The following is a 21,596-nucleotide window of genomic DNA, read 5'->3' as shown; positions in this document are numbered from 1 at the left end:
TAAAAGGGCGGAGGAATCGAAAGTGCCAATTAAGAGAGCGCTTGTCAGTGTATCAGATAAAAACGGTATCGTTCCATTTGTTAAAGAGCTTGCTGCAGCTGGTGTTGAAATTATCTCAACGGGTGGTACAGCAAAAACACTTGAGGAAAATGGTGTGAAGGTAATCGGAATTTCGGAGGTAACTGGGTTCCCTGAAATGTTAGATGGTCGCGTTAAAACATTACACCCAATGATTCACGGTGGATTACTTGGAATGCGTACTAATCCTGATCATGTTAAACAAATGCAAGAGCATAACATTACACCAATCGATCTAGTGGTTGTTAATCTTTATCCATTCCAACAAACGATTGCTAAGCCTGATGTAGCATTTGAAGATGCAATTGAAAATATTGATATTGGTGGACCAAGCATGCTTCGTTCGGCTGCTAAAAATCATCAAGATGTGACGGTTGTTGTAGATCCAGCTGATTATGAAATCGTCTTAAAAGAGGTACACGAAAATGGTGAGGTTTCAGCAGCAACGAAAATGAGGCTTGCTGCAAAGGTATTCCGTCATTCAGCAGCATACGATGCATTAATTGCTGAATATTTAACAAATGCTGTAGGTGAAGATAGTCCAGAAAAATTAACGGTTACTTTTGAGAAAAAACAAGATCTTCGCTATGGTGAAAACCCTCATCAAGCAGCTACATTTTATAAAAAACCATTAGGATCGAACTTTTCAATTGCGGCTGCAAGTCAGTTACATGGTAAAGAATTATCCTTTAATAACATTAATGATGCGAATGCAGCATTACAAGTAGTACGTGAATTCACGGAGCCTGCAGCGGTAGCCATTAAGCATATGAATCCATGTGGTGTTGGAGTGGGTGCAAGCATTGGTGAAGCATTTACAAAAGCCTATGAAGCAGACTCAACTTCGATTTTCGGTGGAATAATTGCTCTTAATCGTGAAGTGGATAGTGAGACAGCCTTGAAAATGAATGAAATCTTCTTAGAAGTAATCATTGCTCCTTCTTTTACAAACGAGGCAATAGAGGTATTAACAGCTAAGAAGAATCTTAGGTTGTTAACAATCGATTTTTCGGCTAAACAAAAAGTGGAAGACCGTTTAATGTCTATTCAAGGTGGACTTCTTGTTCAGGACGATGACTTATTCACATTAGAAGATGCTGCAATTTCAATCCCAACTAAGCGCGAGCCAACAGAAAAAGAATGGGCTGATCTAAAGCTAGCGTGGAAAGTGGTTAAGCATGTTAAATCAAATGCTATTGTGTTAGCACAGGATTCAATGACGGTTGGTGTAGGTGCTGGACAAATGAATCGTGTAGGAGCAGCAAACATTGCAATTACACAAGCAGGTGAAAGAGCAAAAGGTTCAGCGCTTGCGTCAGATGCCTTTTTCCCAATGGATGACACCGTTGAAGCAGCAGCCAAAGCTGGTGTAACAGCGATTATCCAACCAGGAGGATCCATCCGTGATGAAGACTCCATCAAAAAAGCCGACGAATACGGAATTACAATGGTATTCACAGGAGTTCGACACTTTAAACACTAGTCTCTAGGGGACTTTCTCTTTTCATAAAGGTTTGTGCTACTCAACAATATATAAATTAGTAGTGGATTGGAGCGGAAGGCACTTCCTCCCTGCGGAAAGCAAGTGCCTGCAGCGAAAAGGAACGGTCTAGGATCAAATTGATAACATTAAACTATGACCCTTTATAATCGAAAAGGCAGGTGTAAACCAAATTGAAAATCTTAATTATTGGCCGTGGTGGCCGTGAACATACAATTGCCTGGAAAGTTTCACAAAGCAAAAAGGTTCAAGAAGTCTTTGTTGCACCAGGAAACGCTGGAATGAAAAATGTTGCTTCCTTAGTCGATATCGATGAAACAGACCTAGATCAGCTAGTTATGTTCGCAAAAAAAGAGGAAATCGATTTAACCATTGTTGGTCCAGAAGTTCCTCTTACACAAGGTGTGGTAAATCGTTTCGAAGAGCAAGGATTGCTTATCTTTGGTCCATCAAAAGAAGCAGCTATTATAGAGGGAAGTAAAACATTTTCAAAAAATCTAATGAAAAAATATGAAATACCTACAGCTGAGTATGAAGCATTTACCTCTTATTCTGAAGCGAAAGCCTACATTGAAAAGAAGGGTGCACCAATCGTACTTAAAGCAGATGGTCTTGCTGCAGGGAAAGGTGTTGTTGTTGCAATGACACTTGAAGAAGCACATCAAAGTCTGCACGAAATGATGGAAGAAGCTAAATTTGGTGAAGCGGGTTCTAAGGTTGTAATCGAAGAGTTCTTAGAGGGTGAGGAATTTTCTCTAATGGCTTTCGTCCGTGGAACGAAAGTGTACCCAATGGTGATATCTCAAGATCATAAGCGTGCCTATGACAATGATGAAGGACCGAATACTGGTGGAATGGGAGCATACTCACCCGTACCCCAGATTTCTGAGGGAGTAGTTGCCGGAGCAGTTAAAACGATTTTAGAGCCGACGGTCAAGGCTATGTCTCAGGAGGGGAGAGCTTTCACAGGTATTTTATATGCGGGGCTCATCAACACCTCAACTGGACCTAAGGTAATCGAATTCAATGCTCGATTTGGTGATCCAGAAACACAGGTTGTCTTACCTAGACTTGAAAACGACCTTGTTGATGTTATTCTACGATTATTGAATGATCAAGAGGTTACTTTATCATGGTCACCTAATGCTGTAGTAGGGGTAGTATTAGCAGCTAAAGGCTACCCAAATGAATATAAAAAAGGTGCTGTCATTCAAGGTCTAGAAACACTAGATAAAGAAACACTTGCATTTCATGCAGCTACTACGGATGATTTAGGCATGATAAAAACAAATGGTGGTCGAGTTTTGGTTGTTGCTTCAGTCGGTTCGACCATTGTTGAAGCAAAAGAAAAGGTTTATAAAGAGCTGGATAAAATCACGTGTGATGAATTGTTCTATCGTAAAGACATCGGGTATCGTGCTATCTCACCCGTTTCTTTTTCCTAATATAAGCGAATGATATGGCAACAATTCCACCTATCAATGTTATAAGTACAAAGCTCATGTCAGTTAGATATTCAAAAAACATAATAACAACTCCTTTATTCAGGGCCAGTTAATGCTGGCCCTTTTCTATAATTTACCGCTTTAACGCGCTGGGGGTCAGGCCCCGTAAGACATATTTAGGTTGGGTTGATTACTGTTTCTTCGTGTTTTTCTTCTTGCGTGTTTTCTTGGTAGTTTTCGAATAATGCTGTTAGCGGGCAGAATCTGGTGATTCCTTCGCCTACTTTCATTCCACCTAGCATAGCTACTACGATGTAGGAGTAGCTGTTCCATGGACGTTTTACAAGCTTAGAAGTTGCCCAAGCAAGCATGGTAAAGCCACATGTTATTCTAACTAATGCGTTTACAATTCCGATATTTGGTCTCATAGTTTAAGTTAGCCTCCGTATTCAACTAAATTTCAAATATTAACAAAATATTTTGAATAAATTTACAAACTCTTTAATGCGGTAAATTATTTAATATGGTACGATAGTAATAACAAATTTTGGTGAAAAACAGAAAAGGTAACAAAGGGGGATGTTCATGCTAGATCAACGCTATCGCTGGAAAAATAAACAACTAAGAGAACATGTTGCCGTGCTAGATGGAAAAAAATCACCTTCTCTTTTGTTGAAAAATGCTACCTACTTAAATCAGGCACTACGAAAGTGGATAACGGCAAACATTTGGATATACGAAGACAGGATTGTCTATGTTGGTGATATGCTTCCTGGGCAAACTGAGAACTGTGAAATAGTTGATTGTGATGGATTATTCCTAGTTCCAGGCTATATTGAACCACATGCTCATCCTTTTCAGTTATATAATCCCCACTCATTTGCTCAATATGTATCGCAAACTGGGACAACTACTCTTATTAATGACAATATGATGCTGGCCTTACAGTTATCAAAAAAGAAAGCGTTTTCTTTTTTACGTGAGATGAGAACAATACCAGTAACGATGTATTGGTGGTGTCGCTTTGATCCTCAGACTGAAATTCTTGATGAGGAGGATGTGTTTTCACACGGCAATATTAAATCGTGGCTTGAGCATGATGCCGTTTTACAAGGTGGAGAACTAACAGGATGGCCGAAGTTGCTAGATGGAGATGACTTAATGCTTCACTGGATTCAGGAAGCAAAGAGAATGCGCAAACAAATCGAAGGTCACTTTCCAGGTGCTTCTGAAAAAACGTTAGCCAAGCTTAAATTATTGGGGGCAGATTGTGACCATGAATCGATGACAGGTAAAGATGTTTTAAATCGATTATTACAGGGTTACACAACATCTCTTCGGTACTCGTCTATAAGACCTGACCTACCAGTTTTGTTAGACGAAATGCATGAGTTAGGTATTGATCAATATGATCGTTTGATAATGACCACAGATGGCTCCACACCTTCTTTTCATGAGGAAGGTGTAGTTGATAAAATGATAAAAATAGCAATAGAAAAAGGTGTACCACTAATAGATGCTTATAATATGGCAACATTAAATATTGCTAGACATTATAATATTGAATACTTACATGGAAGTATTGCAACGGGAAGAGTAGCTAATATTAATTTTCTAGAGGCAAGCGATCAGCCAACACCTATTTCGGTTCTTGCAAAAGGTAAATGGGTTAAAAAATACGGAGAACCTGTATCTGCCTTCAATGATATTGACTGGGCGAGTCATGATTTGAGTTTACTAGATTTAAATTATGAACTAACAATGGACGACCTCCAATTTTCTATGCCATTTGGATTATCAATGGAGAACGCAGTCATTATAAAACCATATTCAATCACAATTGATGTATCAAATGATGATATTTCAATGAAGCATGATGAAAGTTTCTTAATGTTAATTGACAGAAAAGGGAAATGGCGAATTAATACGGTTATTAAAGGGTTTGCAACCCATGTATCAGGTTTTGCAAGTTCCTTTTCAAATACTGGGGATATTATCCTCATTGGAAAAAATAAAAAAGATATGCTCTTAGCTTTCAATCATATGAAAGAAATTGGAGGAGGCATCGTTCTTACAGAGAACGATACGGTAATTCATGAAATCCCATTAAAATTGACAGGGGTCATGTCTAATAAGAAGGTAGAAGAAATAATAGAAGAAGAAAAAGCGCTAACAGCTTTACTGCGAGCAAGGGGTTATTCATTCTCTGATCCTATCTATACTCTGTTATTTTTATCATCTACTCACTTACCTTATATTAGGATTACACCTCAAGGAATTTATGATGTTATGAATAAAATTGTACTCTTTCCGTCAATAATGCGTTAAAATGTAAAAGAAAATCGAATAGCAAACGATACTACCCAAAGGTTGTGTTTACAAAATGAAACGTAAAATGTTCTATTTTTTAATTGCGCTACTAATACTCAGTACGGGATGCAGCAAACAACAAGAAGTAGTAAAAGTTGAGCCGGAGATTGAAATCGAAGAGAAAGACGTGGTTGAAGAAGAAACTGAGGCTGAGTCTAAAGAACTGGCTTTTGATCACACATACCCTCTTACAGGGATAGGGACAAATGATAATATCGATAATCGTGCAGTAGTTATTACTGTGAATAATCATCCGAAAGCAAGACCACAGTCAGGATTACATAAAGCAGATATTATCTACGAGGTACTTGCCGAAGGGAACGTTACACGTTTTGTAGCAGTTTATCAAAGCGAAAAGGCTGAGATTATAGGACCAGTTAGGAGTGCAAGGGACTATTTCATAGACTTAACAAAAAGCTTTAATCCTTTTTTTATCGCTCACGGATGGAGCCCGAAAGCAAAACAAATGCTTGAAGCAGGAGAGGTCGACAATATAAACGGGCTTTTTTATGATGGTACACTTTTCTGGAGATCAAAGGATAGGGTAGCTCCCCATAATTCTTATATCTCTTTTGAGAATATTGAAAAGGGTGCTGCAAAGAAGAATTATGATCTTACAGTAAAGCCTAAAAACTATACCTTCCTAACTGAAGAGGATATAGCTAATCTAGATGGTGATGCTTCTAATCATGTCACGATTGCCTATGATTCAAGTAAAACGTGGAAAGTAGAATATGACTACGATTCACAACCAGAAAAATACAAGCGTTATAGCGCTGAAGTTCAAACAGTTGATAAAGAGAATAAATCACCTGTGTTATTAGACAATATCTTTATCGTTGAAATGGATCATAAAGTGATTGACCAGGCAGGCCGAAGGGATATAGACTTAACCTCGGGTGGAAAAGGCTGGCTTTTACAAAAGGGATTGAAAACAGAGGTTGAATGGAAGAATATTGAAGGTAGAATTATCCCGTTTAAAGACGGTAAAGAAATCGGATTTGTTCCGGGTAAAACCTGGATTAATATAGTTCCTAATTTAAAAATTGTTACATTTGATGAAAATTAAATAAAGGAGATAACAATTATGCAAATAAATAAGTTACGTGGGCAGGAATTAGATCAGCTTTTCAATGCAATTCTTTCCTTAAAAGATATTGAAGAGTGCTACCGCTTTTTTGATGATTTATGTACGATTAATGAAATTCAATCTCTTTCACAACGTTTAGAGGTTGCAAGAATGCTTCAAGAAGGCTTCACATATCATAAAATTGAAACAGAGACAGGGGCTAGTACTGCTACGATCTCTCGTGTGAAGCGATGCCTGAACTATGGAAACGATGCTTATACAATGGCATTAGATCGTCTAAAAGATAGTAAAGAAGAAACAGTTGAGAGCTAAGAAGACTCTAAGCAAACCCCGCAGTTGTTTAATTGACAACTGTGGGGTTTTTTGTACCCTTCTTCTCTTTAATCATCTAATCATATTTTGGTATAATGGAATAATGGAAAAGGAATGGAGGACCACTATGTACGATTTTAAAGAGTGGCGACATGTGTTTAAACTCGATCCAAATAAAGAAATAGATGACAAACAATTGGAAATGATATGTGAGTCTGGTACGGATGCGATTATTGTTGGGGGAAGTGACGGTGTATCTCTTGATAACGTTCTTAGTCTTATGTCTAGAATACGCCGATACACTGTGCCGTGTGTATTAGAAGTTTCTACAATCGATTCCGTTACGCCTGGGTTTGATTTGTATTTTATTCCAACTGTTTTAAATAGTAGAGACACTAGATGGATTACAGGACTTCATCATGAAGCTGTAAAACAGTTTGGTGATATTATGAACTGGGATGAAATAGTAGTTGAAGGCTACTGCATCTTAAATGAGGATTGTAAGGCAGCAAAGCTTACCAATGCAAATACTAATATAGAAATTGATGATATTATTGCTTATAGTAGGATGGCAGAAAAGTTTTATAATCTACCTATTTTCTATCTAGAATATAGCGGAAAATATGGAGATGAAACTGTAGTTAAACAGGTAAAAGCTAGCCTCGAAAACACGAAGTTATTTTACGGTGGGGGCATTTCAACCAGTGAACAAGCAGCATCAATGGGAGAGATTGCTGACACAATTGTAGTCGGTAACATCATTTACAGTGATCTGAACGCTGCTTTAAAAACAGTACAAGCTGTTAAAAAGACAAGTTTGTAAAAAAGCAAACTTTACTATAAAATGAGAACATACGTTCACGTAATATAAAAGTAAATAGGCGGTGAAAAGATGCAATTTATCAGTGAAAGATTACTTTCTGGTTTAAATAAAGAACAACAAGAAGCAGTTAAAGCAACAGATGGCCCACTTTTAATTATGGCTGGTGCAGGAAGTGGAAAAACAAGAGTGCTTACCCATCGAATTGCGTATTTAATGGCTGAAAAGGAAGTTGCACCTTGGAACATATTAGCGATTACCTTTACGAATAAGGCTGCTAGAGAAATGAAAGAAAGGGTCCAAAAATTGTTAGGACCAGCTGCAGAAGATATATGGATATCCACCTTCCACTCCATGTGTGTAAGAATCCTTAGAAGGGATATAGATCGAATCGGTATTAACCGTAATTTCACAATATTAGATACAACTGATCAGCTATCAGTTATTAAGAACATTCTTAAAGATAAAAACATAGATCCAAAAAAGTTTGATCCTCGTAGTCTTTTAGGGTCTATTAGCAGTGCAAAGAATGAATTAACGACGGCGGAAGACTATGCAAAGACAGCGGGCGGTATGTATGATGGTGTCGTAAGTAGTGTTTACACTGAATACCAAAAACGTCTAAAGAAGAACCAAGCATTAGACTTTGATGATTTAATCATGACGACCATACAATTATTTACCCGAATCCCTGAGGTTCTTGAATTTTATCAGCGTAAATTTCAATACATTCATGTTGATGAGTATCAAGATACAAACCGTGCTCAATATATGTTAGTGAAACTACTAGCTTCTAGGTTCAAAAATATATGTGTTGTAGGTGACTCTGACCAATCTATTTATCGTTGGCGTGGCGCTGATATCAGCAATATCCTTTCATTTGAAAAGGATTATACACATGCAACGACAATTATGCTTGAACAAAATTACCGCTCTACACAAAGAATTCTACGTGCAGCAAATGAAGTAATTGAAAGGAACTCCAATCGTAAGCCTAAGAAATTATGGACTGAAAATATGGAAGGAAACAATATTACTTATTACCGTGCGGATAGCGAATTTTTAGAGGGGCAATTTGTTGCAGGTAAAATAAAGCAAATAGTGGATAGTGGTGCTAGGAAATACTCAGATATCGCGATTCTTTACAGAACGAATGCACAATCCCGTGTAATGGAGGAAGTTTTACTTAAATCAAATATTAATTACACGATTGTTGGTGGGATCAAGTTCTATGACAGAAAAGAAATCAAGGATATTCTTGCTTATTTACGTGTAATCGCAAATCCAGATGATGATATTAGCTTAACAAGAATTGTAAATACCCCTAAACGAGGTGTTGGTGCTTCGTCTATTGATAAGATTGCAAACTATGCAACTGCACATGATCTATCCATGTTTCAGGCATTAGAAGAAATCGAACAGATAGGATTAAGCGGCAAAATCTACAATGCTCTTGTTGAATTCCGTAATCAAATTAATAATTGGGTCAACATGCAAGAGTATTTATCTGTGACTGAATTAGTAGATGAAGTATTAGATAAAACAGGTTACCGTGAAATGTTAAAAACTGAAAAAACACTAGAAGCACAAAGTAGACTTGAAAACATCGATGAGTTTCTATCTGTTACAAAGAACTTTGAAGAAAAGAATGAAGATAAAAGTTTAGTCGCGTTCTTAACTGATTTGGCTCTTGTTGCAGATATTGATAAATTAGAAGAAGATGACCAAAACAAAGGCGATGCGGTAGTCCTAATGACTTTACACTCAGCTAAGGGACTAGAGTTTCCTGTTGTATTCCTAATTGGCCTTGAGGAAGGGGTTTTCCCGCATAGTCGTTCCTTAATGGAAGAAGATGAAATGGAAGAAGAAAGACGTCTTGCCTATGTTGGAATTACAAGAGCTGAAGAAGAATTGTTTATAACAAACGCACAAATGAGAACGTTATTTGGACGTACGAATATGAATCCTGTTTCTCGTTTTATTAGTGAAATTCCTGCAGACTTAATTGAAGATTTGCGTGAAAAGTTAATGGAAGAAGAAAGGCAACAAAGGCAGCAAAGACAACAAAGACAGCCAAGGTCGCAAGCTTCACCATTCGATACATCACCGTTTTCAAATACTAGACAGCCTGAACGAAGAGCAACCATTAGCCCAACTATGTCTTCAACTGGTGGGGATGAAATTGGCTGGAAGGTAGGAGACAAAGCATCCCATAAGAAATGGGGAGTAGGCACAGTTGTGAGCGTGAAAGGTGAAGGAGAATCCAAGGAGCTAGATATTGCCTTTCCAAGTCCGGTAGGTATTAAGCGCCTGTTAGCTAAATTCGCACCGATTACTAAAGAATAAGTACTAGTTCTAGTATTGATTGCTACTAATGAAATGATGAAAGGAACCGATGCATGGACAAACATACTGCACAAAGTCGCGTTCAAGAATTACAAGAGTTACTAAATCGATATAACTATGAATATCATGTAATGGACACTCCTTCTGTTTCAGATGCCGAATATGATGCACTATTGCGTGAGTTAGTTGATCTTGAAGGTCAATTTCCAGAATTTAAAACTGTGGACTCTCCGACACAACGAGTTGGAGGTACAATTTTAGATGCATTCGATAAAGTAGAACATCGAACACCTATGCTGAGTTTAGGAAATGCCTTCAGTGAGCAAGACTTGCGTGATTTTGATCGTAGAGTAAAACAGGTTGTTGGAAATGATGTTTCCTATGTATGTGAGATGAAAATTGATGGACTTGCTGTTTCTCTTAGGTATCAGGAAGGGATCTTTGCACAGGGTGCAACGCGCGGTGATGGGAGCATTGGTGAGGATATTACGGAGAATCTTAAAACAATCCGTTCAATTCCGTTACGTTTAACAAACGTACTCGATATTGAGGTACGTGGTGAGGCATTTATGCCGAAAAAATCCTTTGAAGCACTAAACGAGATAAGACACGCAAACGATGAGATGCTCTTTGCGAATCCTCGAAATGCTGCCGCGGGTTCTCTAAGACAGTTAGACCCTAAGTTAGCCGCAAAACGAAATCTTGATATTTATGTTTATAGTATTGCAGACTTAGGTGAAACCGGAGTCACTTCCCATAGTGAAGGTCTTGATCTTCTTGATAAACTTGGTTTTAAAACAAATCCTGAACGAAGAAAATGTGGATCGATCGAAGAAGTCATTTCATTTGTTGAAGGATGGGTTGAGAAAAGACCTAAACTTGCCTATGACATTGATGGGATCGTTATAAAAGTTGATTCATTAGAACAACAATCACAATTAGGTTTTACTGCTAAAAGTCCTAGATGGGCAATTGCGTATAAGTTCCCAGCAGAGGAAGTAGTCACAAAGCTAATAGATATAGAGTTAAGTGTTGGTAGAACAGGGGTAGTAACACCTACTGCAATATTAGAGCCAGTAAAAGTAGCAGGTACAACGGTGCAGCGTGCTTCCCTTCATAATGAAGACCTAATTAGAGAAAAGGACATCAAGATAGGGGATTTTGTCGTTGTAAAAAAAGCAGGTGACATTATTCCTGAAGTAGTTAACGTACTAGTCGAAAGACGTACAGGAGAAGAACAAACGTTTAACATGCCGACAGAGTGTCCTGAATGTGATAGCGAATTAGTCCGTTTAGAAGAGGAAGTTGCCCTACGTTGTATAAATCCAATGTGTCCTGCTCAAATACGTGAAGGTTTAATCCATTTTGTATCTAGAACGGCAATGAACATCGATGGTCTTGGTGAAAAGGTAATCGCTCAACTATTCCAAGAAAAATTAATCACAAATGTAGCTGATATTTATAAACTTCGTAAAGACCAGCTTATTCAATTAGAGCGAATGGGTGAAAAATCAGCGGATAACTTAATCAGCGCCATCCAAGCTTCAAAACAAAACTCACTAGAAAAGCTTTTATTCGGGCTTGGAATACGTCATGTTGGTGCTAAGGCTGCTAAAACTTTGGCACAGCAATTTGAAACAATGGAAAAATTACTTAAGGTAACAACAGAAGAGTTAATTGCAATAAATGAAATTGGTGAAAAAATGGCTGATTCCATTGTGACCTATTTTTCTGCCCCTGAAGTATCAGAGCTCATTGAAGAACTTCGATCTCTCGGAGTAAATCTTGAATACAAAGGTCCAAAGCTAGTAAACGCTGATGAAATTGATTCATACTTCGCTGGTAAAACAGTCGTTTTGACCGGGAAATTAGAGATTTTATCTAGAAATGATGCGAAATCAGAAATTGAGGCTCTAGGTGGTAAAGTAACTGGAAGTGTTAGTAAAAGTACCGATTTAGTCATTGCTGGTGAGGCAGCTGGTTCAAAATTAGACAAGGCTACTGAATTAGGGATTGAAGTGTGGGATGAGGAGCGTTTGATTCAAGAATTAAAGAAATAAGAGGTGTATGTTTTGAAAAGCCTAATAATGATAATGTTGGCGTTTGTCCTTTTCCTTTCAGGGTGTGCACCTACTTTTAATAAAGAAGAGGAAATTGTACAGGATACCGACGAAGCACAAGAGGAGACAGCCATAATTCCTAGATACAAAATATCGGATTCCTATTATCGTACGATATTACCGTTCAAGCCTGGGGAAGCAAGAGGTCTTGTAGTAAGAAATTTAAGAACAAGACTTGATATTGATGAGTTTGAAACAGGACTGATGAGAATTGCACAAGAATCCTTTCCATCAGACCGATATCTGTATCAAGAAGGACAGAGAATACCAAAGAGTTCGATTGAAAAATGGCTGGAACGTAAACAGACTCCTGCGCAACTAACACAAAATAAAATGAAACAAGCAGATAATATCGGTCTTAACCCAGCCTTTGAGTATGATCCTAACAGCGAAGTGTCGTATGAGGAACAAATGGCTCAAAGTCCGATCTACTTTGCCCACATGCTCGAACATAATTATCTTATTAAAAATAAAGATGATAAGGTCGCATTAGGTGGGATTGTGCTTGGAATTGCACTAAACTCTGTACAATATTACAATCTTCCAGATAATCAAGGTGGTTATCCGAGAGAAACAAAGATTGAAACAGAAGTGCTGGTTAGAGAGGGTAAGAAAATTGCAGAAGAAGTTTTAGCAAGAGTCCGTGAGATTAATGAATTAAATGAAGTCCCTATTGTTATTGCTTTATTTGAGCAAGAAGCAGTTTCTTCAATTGCTCCGGGAAACTTTGTTGCAAAAACAGGTGTGATTGAAAAAGGAAACAAAATTAACAAATGGGAGGATGTCAACGAAGAATATCATTTCTTCCCATCTTCTGCAGCTACAAATGAGTATAGAGAAGATGCTATGATGTTCCAAAACTTTAAAGATGATATCGATGAATTCTTCCCAAATTACACAGGTGTTATTGGAAGAGGTTTTTATAAAAATGAAGAACTTTACCAACTAACAATCGAAATTCCGATGCAGTTCTACGGCAAGGCAGAGATCATCGGATTTACCCAATACATCACAGGTGAAATTATGGAACATTTCCCGAATTATTTCTCAATGCAAGTCTATATATCCTCCGAAAGCGGACCAGAAAGCATAATCGTACGCGACGCTGGGCAAGAAGAACCATTTGTTCATATATATAATTAGAGGGCACTTAGTAGTGATTTAAATATTATGTTGATTTCAGCGGAAGGCACGAGACTCCTGCGGGAGAAGTGTGTCAAAGTGAGACCCCACAGGCGCATAGCGCCGAGGAGGCTCACGGACCACCCACGGAAAGCGAGTGCCTGTAGCTGAAATCAACTGGTTAGTTTAGCAACTTTATACATAATGAATAAGTATCATAAAAAAATTTTACAATTGTGACTATTACCGCAACGTTTGAAGAAATCTACTTCTTTTAGTAGAATGGGATTTGTATGATGAAAACGTTTTTATATACAAAGGGAGGCGAAAGTAGAATGGTAGTACCTTATAAACATGAACCATTTACGGATTTTACTGTCGAGGCAAACAAGAAGGCATATTTAGCAGGTCTTGAGACAGTTGAGTCTTACCTTGGAAGAGACTACGACTTAATCATTGGTGGAGAGCGTATTTCAACAGATGACAAAATTGTATCTGTAAACCCGTCAAACAGAGAAGAAGTTGTTGGTCGCGTTTCAAAAGCAAACCGTGAGTTAGCAGAAAAAGCAATGCAAATCGCAGATAAAACGTTCCAAACATGGCGCAAGACGAAGCCTGAAATGCGTGCAGATATATTATTCCGTGCAGCTGCAATCATCCGTCGTCGTAAGCATGAGTTTTCTGCTCTTTTAACAAAAGAAGCAGGTAAACCATGGAATGAAGCAGATGCAGATACAGCTGAAGCAATTGACTTCTTAGAGTATTATGGACGTCAAATGCTTAAGTTAAAAGATGGCATTCCAGTAGAAAGCCGTCCAATCGAATACAACCGTTTTAACTATATTCCACTTGGAGTAGGGGTTATCATCTCTCCATGGAACTTCCCATTTGCAATTATGGCTGGTATGACAACGGCAGCATTAGTAGCTGGTAACACAGTTTTACTAAAGCCTGCTAGTACAACTCCAGTTGTTGCTGCGAAATTCATGGAAGTTCTTGAAGAAGCGGGTCTTCCTGCAGGAGTAGTTAACTATATTCCTGGTAGTGGAGCTGAGGTTGGAGATTACTTAGTTGACCACCCACGTACTCGTTTCATTAGCTTTACAGGCTCTCGTGATGTAGGACTTCGTATTTTCGAACGTGCTTCAAAGCTAAACGACGGCCAAATCTGGTTAAAACGTGTAATTGCTGAGATGGGCGGTAAAGATACAATTGTTGTTGATAAAGAAGCTGATCTTGAATTAGCTGCTAAATCAATCGTGGCTTCTGCGTTTGGTTTTTCAGGACAAAAATGTTCTGCATGCTCTAGAGCAGTTATCCTAGAGGATGTTTATGATCAAGTAGTAGATCGCGTTGTTGAATTAACAAAAGAACTAAGATTAGCTGATCCAACTGATCCTACAACGAACATGGGTCCTGTAAACGACCAAGGTGCTTTTGATAAAATCATGAGCTATGTTGAAATCGGTAATCAAGAAGGTAAACTTCTTCATGGTGGAAAAGGCGATGACTCTAAAGGTTGGTTCATCGAACCTACAATCTTCGGTGATGTTGCTGAAGATGCTCGCCTAATGAAAGAAGAGATCTTCGGACCTGTTGTAGCAATATGCAAAGCAAAAGACTTCGATCATGCAATCGACATTGCAAACAACACTGAGTATGGTCTAACTGGAGCAGTTATTACTAATAACCGTGCAAACATTGAAAAAGCACGTGAAGACTTCCATGTTGGTAACTTATACTTCAACCGTGGATGTACAGGTGCGATTGTTGGATATCAACCATTTGGTGGATTCAACATGTCTGGTACAGACTCAAAAGCTGGTGGCCCAGACTACCTAGTTCTTCACATGCAAGCTAAAACTACATCTGAAATGCTTTAAGTTATAAATATCTTTATGAAAGTCCCTCCTGCCCGAGGGGCTTTTTTCATATCTAAAAATCTATTTTTGTAGTTAGAATAAAAAATATTTTTGGCGGTATCGGGGAAAAAGTCAACTTAAATTTCGTCTAAATTGTGACGGAACCTCAATTTAATTTTATTAATTTACATGAATAGATATGTTATTAAAGCTGATATATTTAAAAAATGATTCAAAATTGCTTATAAATATACATCTTGAAAAAGTAGTCTGAATTTTCAATAAGACTAAAAATTCTATTTGTGATATGATAATCAACATGACGAAATACCTAGTCCATAATTAGAATAATCATGAAATTGTATGTGACTGCATATTAATTTCATGTAAGACAATCTTGGAGGTGATGAAATGGAATATTCGTTAACTGGAGCAACTTGGTTTTGGCTATTTGTGCCGATGTTAATCACAGTAGTCCTATCAGTTATATCGAATTTTACCGAGGGGAGAGAATAATTAATGGAACCAGCAGTTTTAGTAACGTTTATCATTTATTTAATTGGTATGCTATTAATAGGTGTTATTGCATATCGCATGACAAGTAATCTATCAGACTATGTATTAGGTGGAAGGCGACTATCTCCGGGTGTTGCTGCATTGAGTGCAGGTGCCTCAGATATGAGTAGTTGGCTACTATTAGGTTTACCAGGTGCAGTTTACGCTTCAGGTGGTATGCCGCAAATTTGGATTGCCGTTGGTCTAGCAATTGGTGCTTATCTAAATTGGCAGTTCATTGCAAAACGTTTACGTTCTTATACAGAAAAGGCAAACGATTCAATTACGATTCCTGATTTTTTTGAAAATCGATTTAAGGATAACTCGAAGTCTTTACGTGTAATTTCTGCATTAGTAATTCTATTGTTTTTTACTTTCTATACATCATCAGGTATGGTCGGAGGAGCAAAGTTATTTGAAGCTTCTTTTGGACTTACGTATAACCAAGCACTTTGGATTGGAGCAATTGTTATCATTTCCTACACCTTCTTAGGTGGATTCCTAGCAGTAAGCTGGACCGATTTTATTCAAGGTATTTTAATGTTCCTTGCGTTAATCGTGGTGCCAATTGTTGCGATCTCTAAACTTGGTGGTTGGGGCAACACTGTAAACACAGTAGGAGAAATTGATCCTTCTTACCTAGACGTGTTTGCAGGAATGACCACTATTGGTATTATCTCATTATTAGCATGGGGATTAGGTTACTTCGGTCAACCACATATCCTAACTCGTTTTATGGCATTAAAATCGGTTAAAGATGTACCAAAAGCTCGTATGATTGGTATGACTTGGATGGTATTTGCACTATTTGGTGCAGTATTCACAGGTTTTGCGGGGATTGCATTCTTTGCGGATAGCCCATTAGCAGATGGAGAGCAAGTATTCATTCTCTTTACTCAAGTATTATTTGACCCATGGGTATCTGGTATTCTATTAGCAGCAATCTTAGCAGCTATTATGAGTACAATTGATTCACAGCTACTTGTATCTTCAAGTGCTCTTGCAGAGGACTTTTACAAAGCTATTCTTAAAAAGGATGCTTCTGAAAAAGAACTTGTATGGGTAGGACGTATTGCTGTTGCAGGTATCGCTCTAATTGCGATCCTATTAGCAGGTAACCCAGATAGCTCAGTATTAGCATTAGTAAGTTATGCTTGGGCAGGATTTGGTGCAGCATTTGGTCCAGTAATCATTCTATCGTTGTTCTGGAAACGTATGAACCGTTGGGGTGCTTTAGCAGGTATGATTGTTGGTGCTGTAACAGTTGTTGTTTGGAGTAAGTTAGGTACACCGCTTTATGAAATTGTACCAGGATTCATTCTAGCAACACTAGCTGTAGTAATTGTCAGCTTAGTAACAGCTGAGCCAGACCAAGAAATTCAAGATAAATTTGATGAAGTGAAAAATAGTTTATAAGACTAATAGGCCTACTTGTGAATAACGAGTAGGTCTTTTTTTATGAGATTAAGAGAGAATCAGGCCAAAATGAGGAATAATCGGGCCGAATGATGTTGAATTCGGGCCGAACCAATTGGAAATCGGGCGGAACAAATACAAAATCGGGCCGAACCTAAAATACTCAAACCAAACCCTCAAAATAAAACAAAAGCACGAGCACTTTAACCCTCGTGCTCGTGCTATTAATCTAGATTACCAATTCAAATACCCCTGTTTCACCCGATAATCAACTATATCCTGTACGGTTATCAATGCTAATTCATGTTTAATAGCAAATACCTCTAAGTCACTTCTCCTAGCCATATGCCCGTCATCTCCCATAATCTCACAAATAACGGCAGCAGGATAAAGACCTGCTAATTTCATCAAATCAATGGAAGCCTCAGTCTGGCCTCTTCGATCTAATACACCATTGCTTCTAGCTTTTAGTGGAAATACGTGTCCTGGCCTTACAAAATCCTGGGGAGAGGCTGTAGAGTCGATTAACTTTAGAATCGTATGTGCTCTCTCATACGCAGAGATACCAGTTGTAATTCCTTCCTTCGCATCTACTGATACAGTAAAAGCTGTACGTAAGGATTCCTCGTTTTCTTCCACCATCTGTGGCAGATTTAAAAAGTTTAACCGATCCTCAAGCATTGGTGTACAGATTAACCCTTTACCATAGGTAGCAATAAAGTTAATGTGCTCACCCGTTACTTTTTCAGCAGCCATGACAAGGTCTCCCTCATTCTCACGGCTTTCATCATCCTGAATGATGACCATCTTTCCTTTACTTACTTCTTCAATTGCCATTTCAACACGACTAACAGCTGTCTTTGTCATTCAAAAACCTCCATAAAATAGATTTTTGAATATCCTACAACCGGAAAAAGAAAATGCCTAACTACACATCTAGTTAGGGCATACAGAAATAAGCCTATTGTAATAGATTTTTAAAAAAATCTTCACAAAAAGACTCCTCTACCTTCTCCCATCCGGACTATACCGTCGGCCTTAGAGTTACACTAAGTCAGTCATTAACATTAGATGCTAATGAGTCGCGGGCTTAAGCTTTTAAAGCTATCACCGCCGGTCAGGAATTTCACCATGCCCCGAAGGTTGTATTCAATTCATGTAAGATTATACCATTTAAAGAAGAGATTGAGAATAAATACACACATCGGTTGCTTTAATGCTTTAGACTTTGATATTATCAGAATAATTAACGGACGACTTATATGGGGGTGGATCGGTTGACTAGAATTTCAATTGACCAAGTAAAGCATGTAGCTAATTTAGCAAGATTAGCTATAACGGAAGAGGAAGCAAACAATTTTAAAACACAATTAGAAGCAATCATTACATACGCTGAGCAGTTAAATGAGGTAAACACAGATAATATTGAGCCTACTACGCATGTGCTCAAAATGAAAAATGTATTGCGAGAGGACGAGCCTAAAACAGGTTTGCCACTGAAAGAAGTGCTGAAGAATGCACCAGACTCAAAGGATGGACATATACGTGTTCCGTCAATTATTGAATAGGGGGGAATTAAGTGTATGTCACTATTTGACTATAAAATTTCAGAACTTCATCAATTTTTACATAAGAAAGAGATACGTGTTACTGATCTTGTTCATGAATCCTTTAAACGAATAAATGAGGTTGACCATAAAATTGAAGCTTTTTTAACTTTAGATGAAGAAAAAGCAATGAACTACGCTAACACATTAGATGAAGCACTAGGAAAAAAGGATGAGTTCGGCCTGCTTTTTGGGATGCCAATTGGAATTAAGGATAATATTGTCACAAAAGGGTTGCGAACTACTTGTGCAAGTAAAATTCTTGAGAATTTTGATCCGATTTATGATGCAACAGTTGTTCAAAAGCTAAAGGATGCGGAGACTGTTACAATAGGAAAACTAAACATGGACGAGTTTGCCATGGGATCTTCAAACGAAAATTCTAGCTTTAAGAAAACGAAGAACCCTTGGAATACGAATCATGTACCCGGTGGTTCAAGTGGAGGCTCTGCCGCTGCGGTTGCAGCAGGAGAAGTTCTCTTTTCATTAGGGTCAGACACGGGAGGTTCTGTTAGACAGCCTGCATCATTCTGTGGGGTTGTAGGATTAAAACCTACATATGGCCGTATTTCTCGTTACGGACTTGTGGCGTTCGCTTCGTCCTTAGATATTATTGGACCGATTACACGAAACGTAGAAGATAATGCCTATTTATTACAAGCAATTGCAGGAGTAGATCCAATGGATTCTACGTCAGCCAATGTGGATGTTCCAGATTACTTGTCCGCTCTCACAGGAGATGTGAAGGGTTTACGGATAGCAGTTCCTAAAGAGTATCTTGCAGAAGGGGTGAAAGAGGATGTGCGCCAATCTGTCCTGGATGCTCTAAAGGTACTCGAAGGGTTAGGTGCAACGTGGGAAGAGGTATCCTTACCACACTCAAAATACGCTCTAGCAACCTACTATTTATTATCATCATCTGAAGCTTCAGCAAACCTGGCTCGTTTTGATGGTGTCCGTTATGGTCATCGTACGAACAATGCCGAGAGCTTACTTGAAATGTATAAACAAACTCGTAGTGAAGGCTTTGGAGATGAAGTTAAGCGTCGTATCATGCTTGGTACATTTGCATTAAGCTCTGGATACTATGATGCCTATTATAAAAAAGCACAAAAAGTGCGTACGTTAATTAAGAAAGACTTTGAGGATGTGTTTGAGAACTTTGATGTGATTATTGGCCCTACTGCACCTACACATGCTTTTAGATTAGGTGAAAATACAAAGGACCCAATGACAATGTATGCAAATGATATTTTAACCATCCCGATGAACTTAGCTGGAGTACCCGCAATCTCTGTACCTTGTGGATTTTCAAAAGGACTGCCATTAGGTTTACAAATCATTGGAAAACATTTCGATGAGAGCACATTATTCCGTGTTGCACATACATTCGAACAAGCTACTGAACATCATAAAGCTAAACCACAACTGTAAGGGGGGATAAAGATGAAGTACGAGGTAGTTATCGGACTAGAGGTCCACGTTGAATTAAAAACAAAATCAAAGATATTCTCGGCTAGCCCAACAGAATTTGGTGCACCAGCAAATACACAAACCTCTGTGATTGATTTAGGTTATCCAGGTGTCTTGCCTGTCCTGAATAAAACGGCAGTTGAATATGGAATGCGCGCCTCAATGGCACTAAACTGCGAAGTAGCGACAGATACGAAATTTGATCGAAAAAACTACTTTTATCCTGATAATCCTAAAGCGTACCAAATTTCACAGTTTGATAAGCCGATTGGGGAAAACGGTTGGATTGAAATAGAAGTGGATGGAGCAAAGAAGAAGATAGGAATTACTCGTTTACATTTAGAAGAAGATGCGGGTAAGTTGACGCATACCGGTGATGGTTATTCTTTGGTTGATTTTAACCGACAAGGAACACCGTTAGTAGAGATTGTTTCTGAGCCAGATATGCGCTCTCCAGAAGAAGCCTATGCGTACCTTGAAAGATTAAAAGCTATTATTCAATATACTGGTGTTTCCGACTGTAAAATGGAGGAAGGCTCATTACGCTGTGATGCGAATGTTAGTTTACGCCCGGTTGGTCAAAAAGAATTTGGTACAAAGACTGAGTTAAAGAACTTAAATTCATTTGCCTTTGTGAAAAGTGGACTGGAATATGAAATTGCCCGTCAGGAGAAGGTTCTTTCTGAGGGTGGCGTCATTCAACAGGAAACACGTCGATATGACGAGAATACAAAAGAAACAATTCTAATGCGTGTAAAAGAGGGTTCTGATGACTATCGTTATTTTCCAGAACCTGATTTAGTTGAACTACATATTGATGAAGAGTGGAAAGCGAGAGTTCGTGCTGACATTCCTGAACTTCCAGATGCGCGTAAAAAGCGTTATGTGGAAGAGTTAGGTTTACCTGTTTATGATGCAAATGTATTGACATTGACTAAAGAAATCTCTGACTTTTTTGACGCAACGGTTAAAGCGGACGCTGATGCGAAGCAAGCATCAAACTGGATTATGGGAGAAGTATCGGCCTATCTAAACTCTGAGCAGAAGTCGTTAGAGGAAGTTCAACTTACACCTTTAGCTTTGGCAGGAATGATTAAGTTAATTGAAAATGGTACGATTTCATCAAAAATAGCTAAGACTGTGTTTAAAGAATTAGTTGAAAATGGTGGAGATCCGGAAGCGATCGTTAAAGAGAAGGGGCTCGTTCAAATTTCAGATGAGGGTGCTTTAACGAAAATCATTGTAGAAATTCTAGACGCCAACCTACAATCGGTTGATGATTATAAAAATGGAAAAGATAAAGCGATCGGCTTCTTAGTTGGACAGGTTATGAAGCAAACGAAGGGGCAGGCGAATCCTGGAGTTGTTAATAAGGTTTTAGTGGAAGAGATTAATAAGCGTTAGGATAATAGGAAAAGTCGAGCCGTTTAGAGGCCCGACTTTTTTCGTGTTGATTTGATATATTACTCTCTTATTTGC

The 21,596-nt window shown here is 38.3% G+C and carries 17 protein-coding genes and 1 riboswitch; of the genes, 14 read left to right on the top strand and 3 right to left on the bottom strand.

What is annotated here, in order from left to right; translation table 11 throughout:
• The first annotated feature begins 22 nt into the window (after positions 1 to 22).
• Both purH and purD read left to right on the top strand, forming a co-directional pair.
• A complete protein-coding gene (gene purH / locus J2Z26_RS17975; RefSeq protein ID WP_193534837.1) occupies positions 23 to 1,561 on the top strand; it encodes a bifunctional phosphoribosylaminoimidazolecarboxamide formyltransferase/IMP cyclohydrolase in 1,539 nt (512 codons plus the stop codon).
• Between the two features lie 191 nt (positions 1,562 to 1,752).
• On the top strand, positions 1,753 to 3,024 hold the full coding sequence (gene purD / locus J2Z26_RS17970; protein ID WP_193534836.1) for a phosphoribosylamine--glycine ligase: 1,272 nt from the start codon (positions 1,753 to 1,755) through the stop codon (positions 3,022 to 3,024).
• On the opposite strand, the gene J2Z26_RS22470 is transcribed toward purD, so the two are convergent.
• Positions 2,999 to 3,082: an EYxxD motif small membrane protein gene (locus J2Z26_RS22470; RefSeq protein ID WP_325168895.1), complete on the bottom strand. Its 84-nt coding sequence runs from the start codon at positions 3,080 to 3,082 to the stop codon at positions 2,999 to 3,001. The two genes, purD and J2Z26_RS22470, sit on opposite strands and share 26 nt — an antisense overlap.
• A gap of 118 nt (positions 3,083 to 3,200) precedes the next feature.
• Complete coding sequence (locus tag J2Z26_RS17965; protein WP_193534835.1) at positions 3,201 to 3,452, bottom strand: YgaP family membrane protein; 252 nt, start codon at positions 3,450 to 3,452, stop codon at positions 3,201 to 3,203.
• A gap of 157 nt (positions 3,453 to 3,609) precedes the next feature.
• Between J2Z26_RS17965 and J2Z26_RS17960 the strand changes: the two genes are divergently transcribed.
• The 9 genes from J2Z26_RS17960 (at position 3,610) to putP (ending at position 17,037) form a co-directional block, all read left to right on the top strand.
• Positions 3,610 to 5,352 (top strand): adenine deaminase C-terminal domain-containing protein, encoded by a 1,743-nt coding sequence (locus J2Z26_RS17960; protein WP_193534834.1) that lies wholly within the window; start codon positions 3,610 to 3,612, stop codon positions 5,350 to 5,352.
• A gap of 55 nt (positions 5,353 to 5,407) precedes the next feature.
• Positions 5,408 to 6,463: a DUF3048 domain-containing protein gene (locus J2Z26_RS17955; protein WP_193534833.1), complete on the top strand. Its 1,056-nt coding sequence runs from the start codon at positions 5,408 to 5,410 to the stop codon at positions 6,461 to 6,463.
• Positions 6,464 to 6,481: 18 nt separating this feature from the next.
• Entirely contained in the window at positions 6,482 to 6,796 is a 315-nt protein-coding gene (locus tag J2Z26_RS17950; protein ID WP_193534832.1) for a YerC/YecD family TrpR-related protein, read from the top strand.
• Between the two features lie 127 nt (positions 6,797 to 6,923).
• Positions 6,924 to 7,619: a heptaprenylglyceryl phosphate synthase gene (pcrB, locus tag J2Z26_RS17945; RefSeq protein WP_193534831.1), complete on the top strand. Its 696-nt coding sequence runs from the start codon at positions 6,924 to 6,926 to the stop codon at positions 7,617 to 7,619.
• A 69-nt stretch (positions 7,620 to 7,688) separates the two neighbouring features.
• Positions 7,689 to 9,962: a DNA helicase PcrA gene (pcrA, locus tag J2Z26_RS17940; protein WP_193534830.1), complete on the top strand. Its 2,274-nt coding sequence runs from the start codon at positions 7,689 to 7,691 to the stop codon at positions 9,960 to 9,962.
• A 53-nt stretch (positions 9,963 to 10,015) separates the two neighbouring features.
• Positions 10,016 to 12,022 carry an NAD-dependent DNA ligase LigA gene (gene ligA / locus J2Z26_RS17935; RefSeq protein ID WP_193534829.1) on the top strand — a complete coding sequence of 669 codons (2,007 nt, stop codon included), beginning with the start codon at positions 10,016 to 10,018 and terminating at the stop codon, positions 12,020 to 12,022.
• 12 nt (positions 12,023 to 12,034) lie between these two features.
• Positions 12,035 to 13,225 carry a CamS family sex pheromone protein gene (locus J2Z26_RS17930; RefSeq protein WP_193534828.1) on the top strand — a complete coding sequence of 397 codons (1,191 nt, stop codon included), beginning with the start codon at positions 12,035 to 12,037 and terminating at the stop codon, positions 13,223 to 13,225.
• Between the two features lie 314 nt (positions 13,226 to 13,539).
• Complete coding sequence (gene pruA / locus J2Z26_RS17925) at positions 13,540 to 15,087, top strand: L-glutamate gamma-semialdehyde dehydrogenase (protein ID WP_193534827.1); 1,548 nt, start codon at positions 13,540 to 13,542, stop codon at positions 15,085 to 15,087.
• 498 nt (positions 15,088 to 15,585) lie between these two features.
• A complete protein-coding gene (gene putP / locus J2Z26_RS17920; RefSeq protein ID WP_193534826.1) occupies positions 15,586 to 17,037 on the top strand; it encodes a sodium/proline symporter PutP in 1,452 nt (483 codons plus the stop codon).
• A 234-nt stretch (positions 17,038 to 17,271) separates the two neighbouring features.
• Here the strand turns inward: putP and ribB are convergent, their stop codons facing one another.
• Positions 17,272 to 17,904, bottom strand: a complete 633-nt coding sequence (gene ribB / locus J2Z26_RS17915) for a 3,4-dihydroxy-2-butanone-4-phosphate synthase (RefSeq protein ID WP_193534825.1) — start codon at positions 17,902 to 17,904, stop codon at positions 17,272 to 17,274.
• A 136-nt stretch (positions 17,905 to 18,040) separates the two neighbouring features.
• Positions 18,041 to 18,185: riboswitch (FMN riboswitch) on the bottom strand.
• 129 nt (positions 18,186 to 18,314) lie between these two features.
• On the opposite strand from ribB, the gene gatC reads away from it, so the two are divergent.
• From gatC to gatB, 3 genes are read left to right on the top strand one after another with little or no spacing between them, the layout of a single operon-like run.
• Entirely contained in the window at positions 18,315 to 18,605 is a 291-nt protein-coding gene (gene gatC, locus J2Z26_RS17910) for an Asp-tRNA(Asn)/Glu-tRNA(Gln) amidotransferase subunit GatC (RefSeq protein WP_193534824.1), read from the top strand.
• 15 nt (positions 18,606 to 18,620) lie between these two features.
• Positions 18,621 to 20,078, top strand: a complete 1,458-nt coding sequence (gene gatA / locus J2Z26_RS17905) for an Asp-tRNA(Asn)/Glu-tRNA(Gln) amidotransferase subunit GatA (protein WP_193534823.1) — start codon at positions 18,621 to 18,623, stop codon at positions 20,076 to 20,078.
• A gap of 12 nt (positions 20,079 to 20,090) precedes the next feature.
• Positions 20,091 to 21,521, top strand: coding sequence for an Asp-tRNA(Asn)/Glu-tRNA(Gln) amidotransferase subunit GatB (gatB, locus tag J2Z26_RS17900; RefSeq protein WP_193534822.1), 1,431 nt, complete (start codon positions 20,091 to 20,093; stop codon positions 21,519 to 21,521).
• Positions 21,522 to 21,596: the final 75 nt, after the last annotated feature.

Origin of the sequence: Cytobacillus luteolus (genome assembly GCF_017873715.1) — a bacterium.
Lineage (GTDB): Bacteria > Bacillota > Bacilli > Bacillales > Bacillaceae_L > Bacillus_BV > Bacillus_BV luteola.
The sequence above is the reverse complement of the archived record's forward strand: the minus strand, read 5'-3'. Positions and strand labels throughout refer to the sequence as shown.

Coding starts and splice junctions, on each gene's coding strand:
- J2Z26_RS22470 (WP_325168895.1), bottom strand. CDS start 3,082: ATGAGCTTTGTACTTATAACATTGATAGGTGGAATTGTTGCCATATCA.
- J2Z26_RS17965 (WP_193534835.1), bottom strand. CDS start 3,452: ATGAGACCAAATATCGGAATTGTAAACGCATTAGTTAGAATAACATGT.
- J2Z26_RS17960 (WP_193534834.1), top strand. CDS start 3,610: ATGCTAGATCAACGCTATCGCTGGAAAAATAAACAACTAAGAGAACAT.
- J2Z26_RS17955 (WP_193534833.1), top strand. CDS start 5,408: ATGAAACGTAAAATGTTCTATTTTTTAATTGCGCTACTAATACTCAGT.
- J2Z26_RS17950 (WP_193534832.1), top strand. CDS start 6,482: ATGCAAATAAATAAGTTACGTGGGCAGGAATTAGATCAGCTTTTCAAT.
- pcrB (WP_193534831.1), top strand. CDS start 6,924: ATGTACGATTTTAAAGAGTGGCGACATGTGTTTAAACTCGATCCAAAT.
- pcrA (WP_193534830.1), top strand. CDS start 7,689: ATGCAATTTATCAGTGAAAGATTACTTTCTGGTTTAAATAAAGAACAA.
- ligA (WP_193534829.1), top strand. CDS start 10,016: ATGGACAAACATACTGCACAAAGTCGCGTTCAAGAATTACAAGAGTTA.
- pruA (WP_193534827.1), top strand. CDS start 13,540: ATGGTAGTACCTTATAAACATGAACCATTTACGGATTTTACTGTCGAG.
- putP (WP_193534826.1), top strand. CDS start 15,586: ATGGAACCAGCAGTTTTAGTAACGTTTATCATTTATTTAATTGGTATG.
- ribB (WP_193534825.1), bottom strand. CDS start 17,904: ATGACAAAGACAGCTGTTAGTCGTGTTGAAATGGCAATTGAAGAAGTA.
- gatA (WP_193534823.1), top strand. CDS start 18,621: ATGTCACTATTTGACTATAAAATTTCAGAACTTCATCAATTTTTACAT.
- gatB (WP_193534822.1), top strand. CDS start 20,091: ATGAAGTACGAGGTAGTTATCGGACTAGAGGTCCACGTTGAATTAAAA.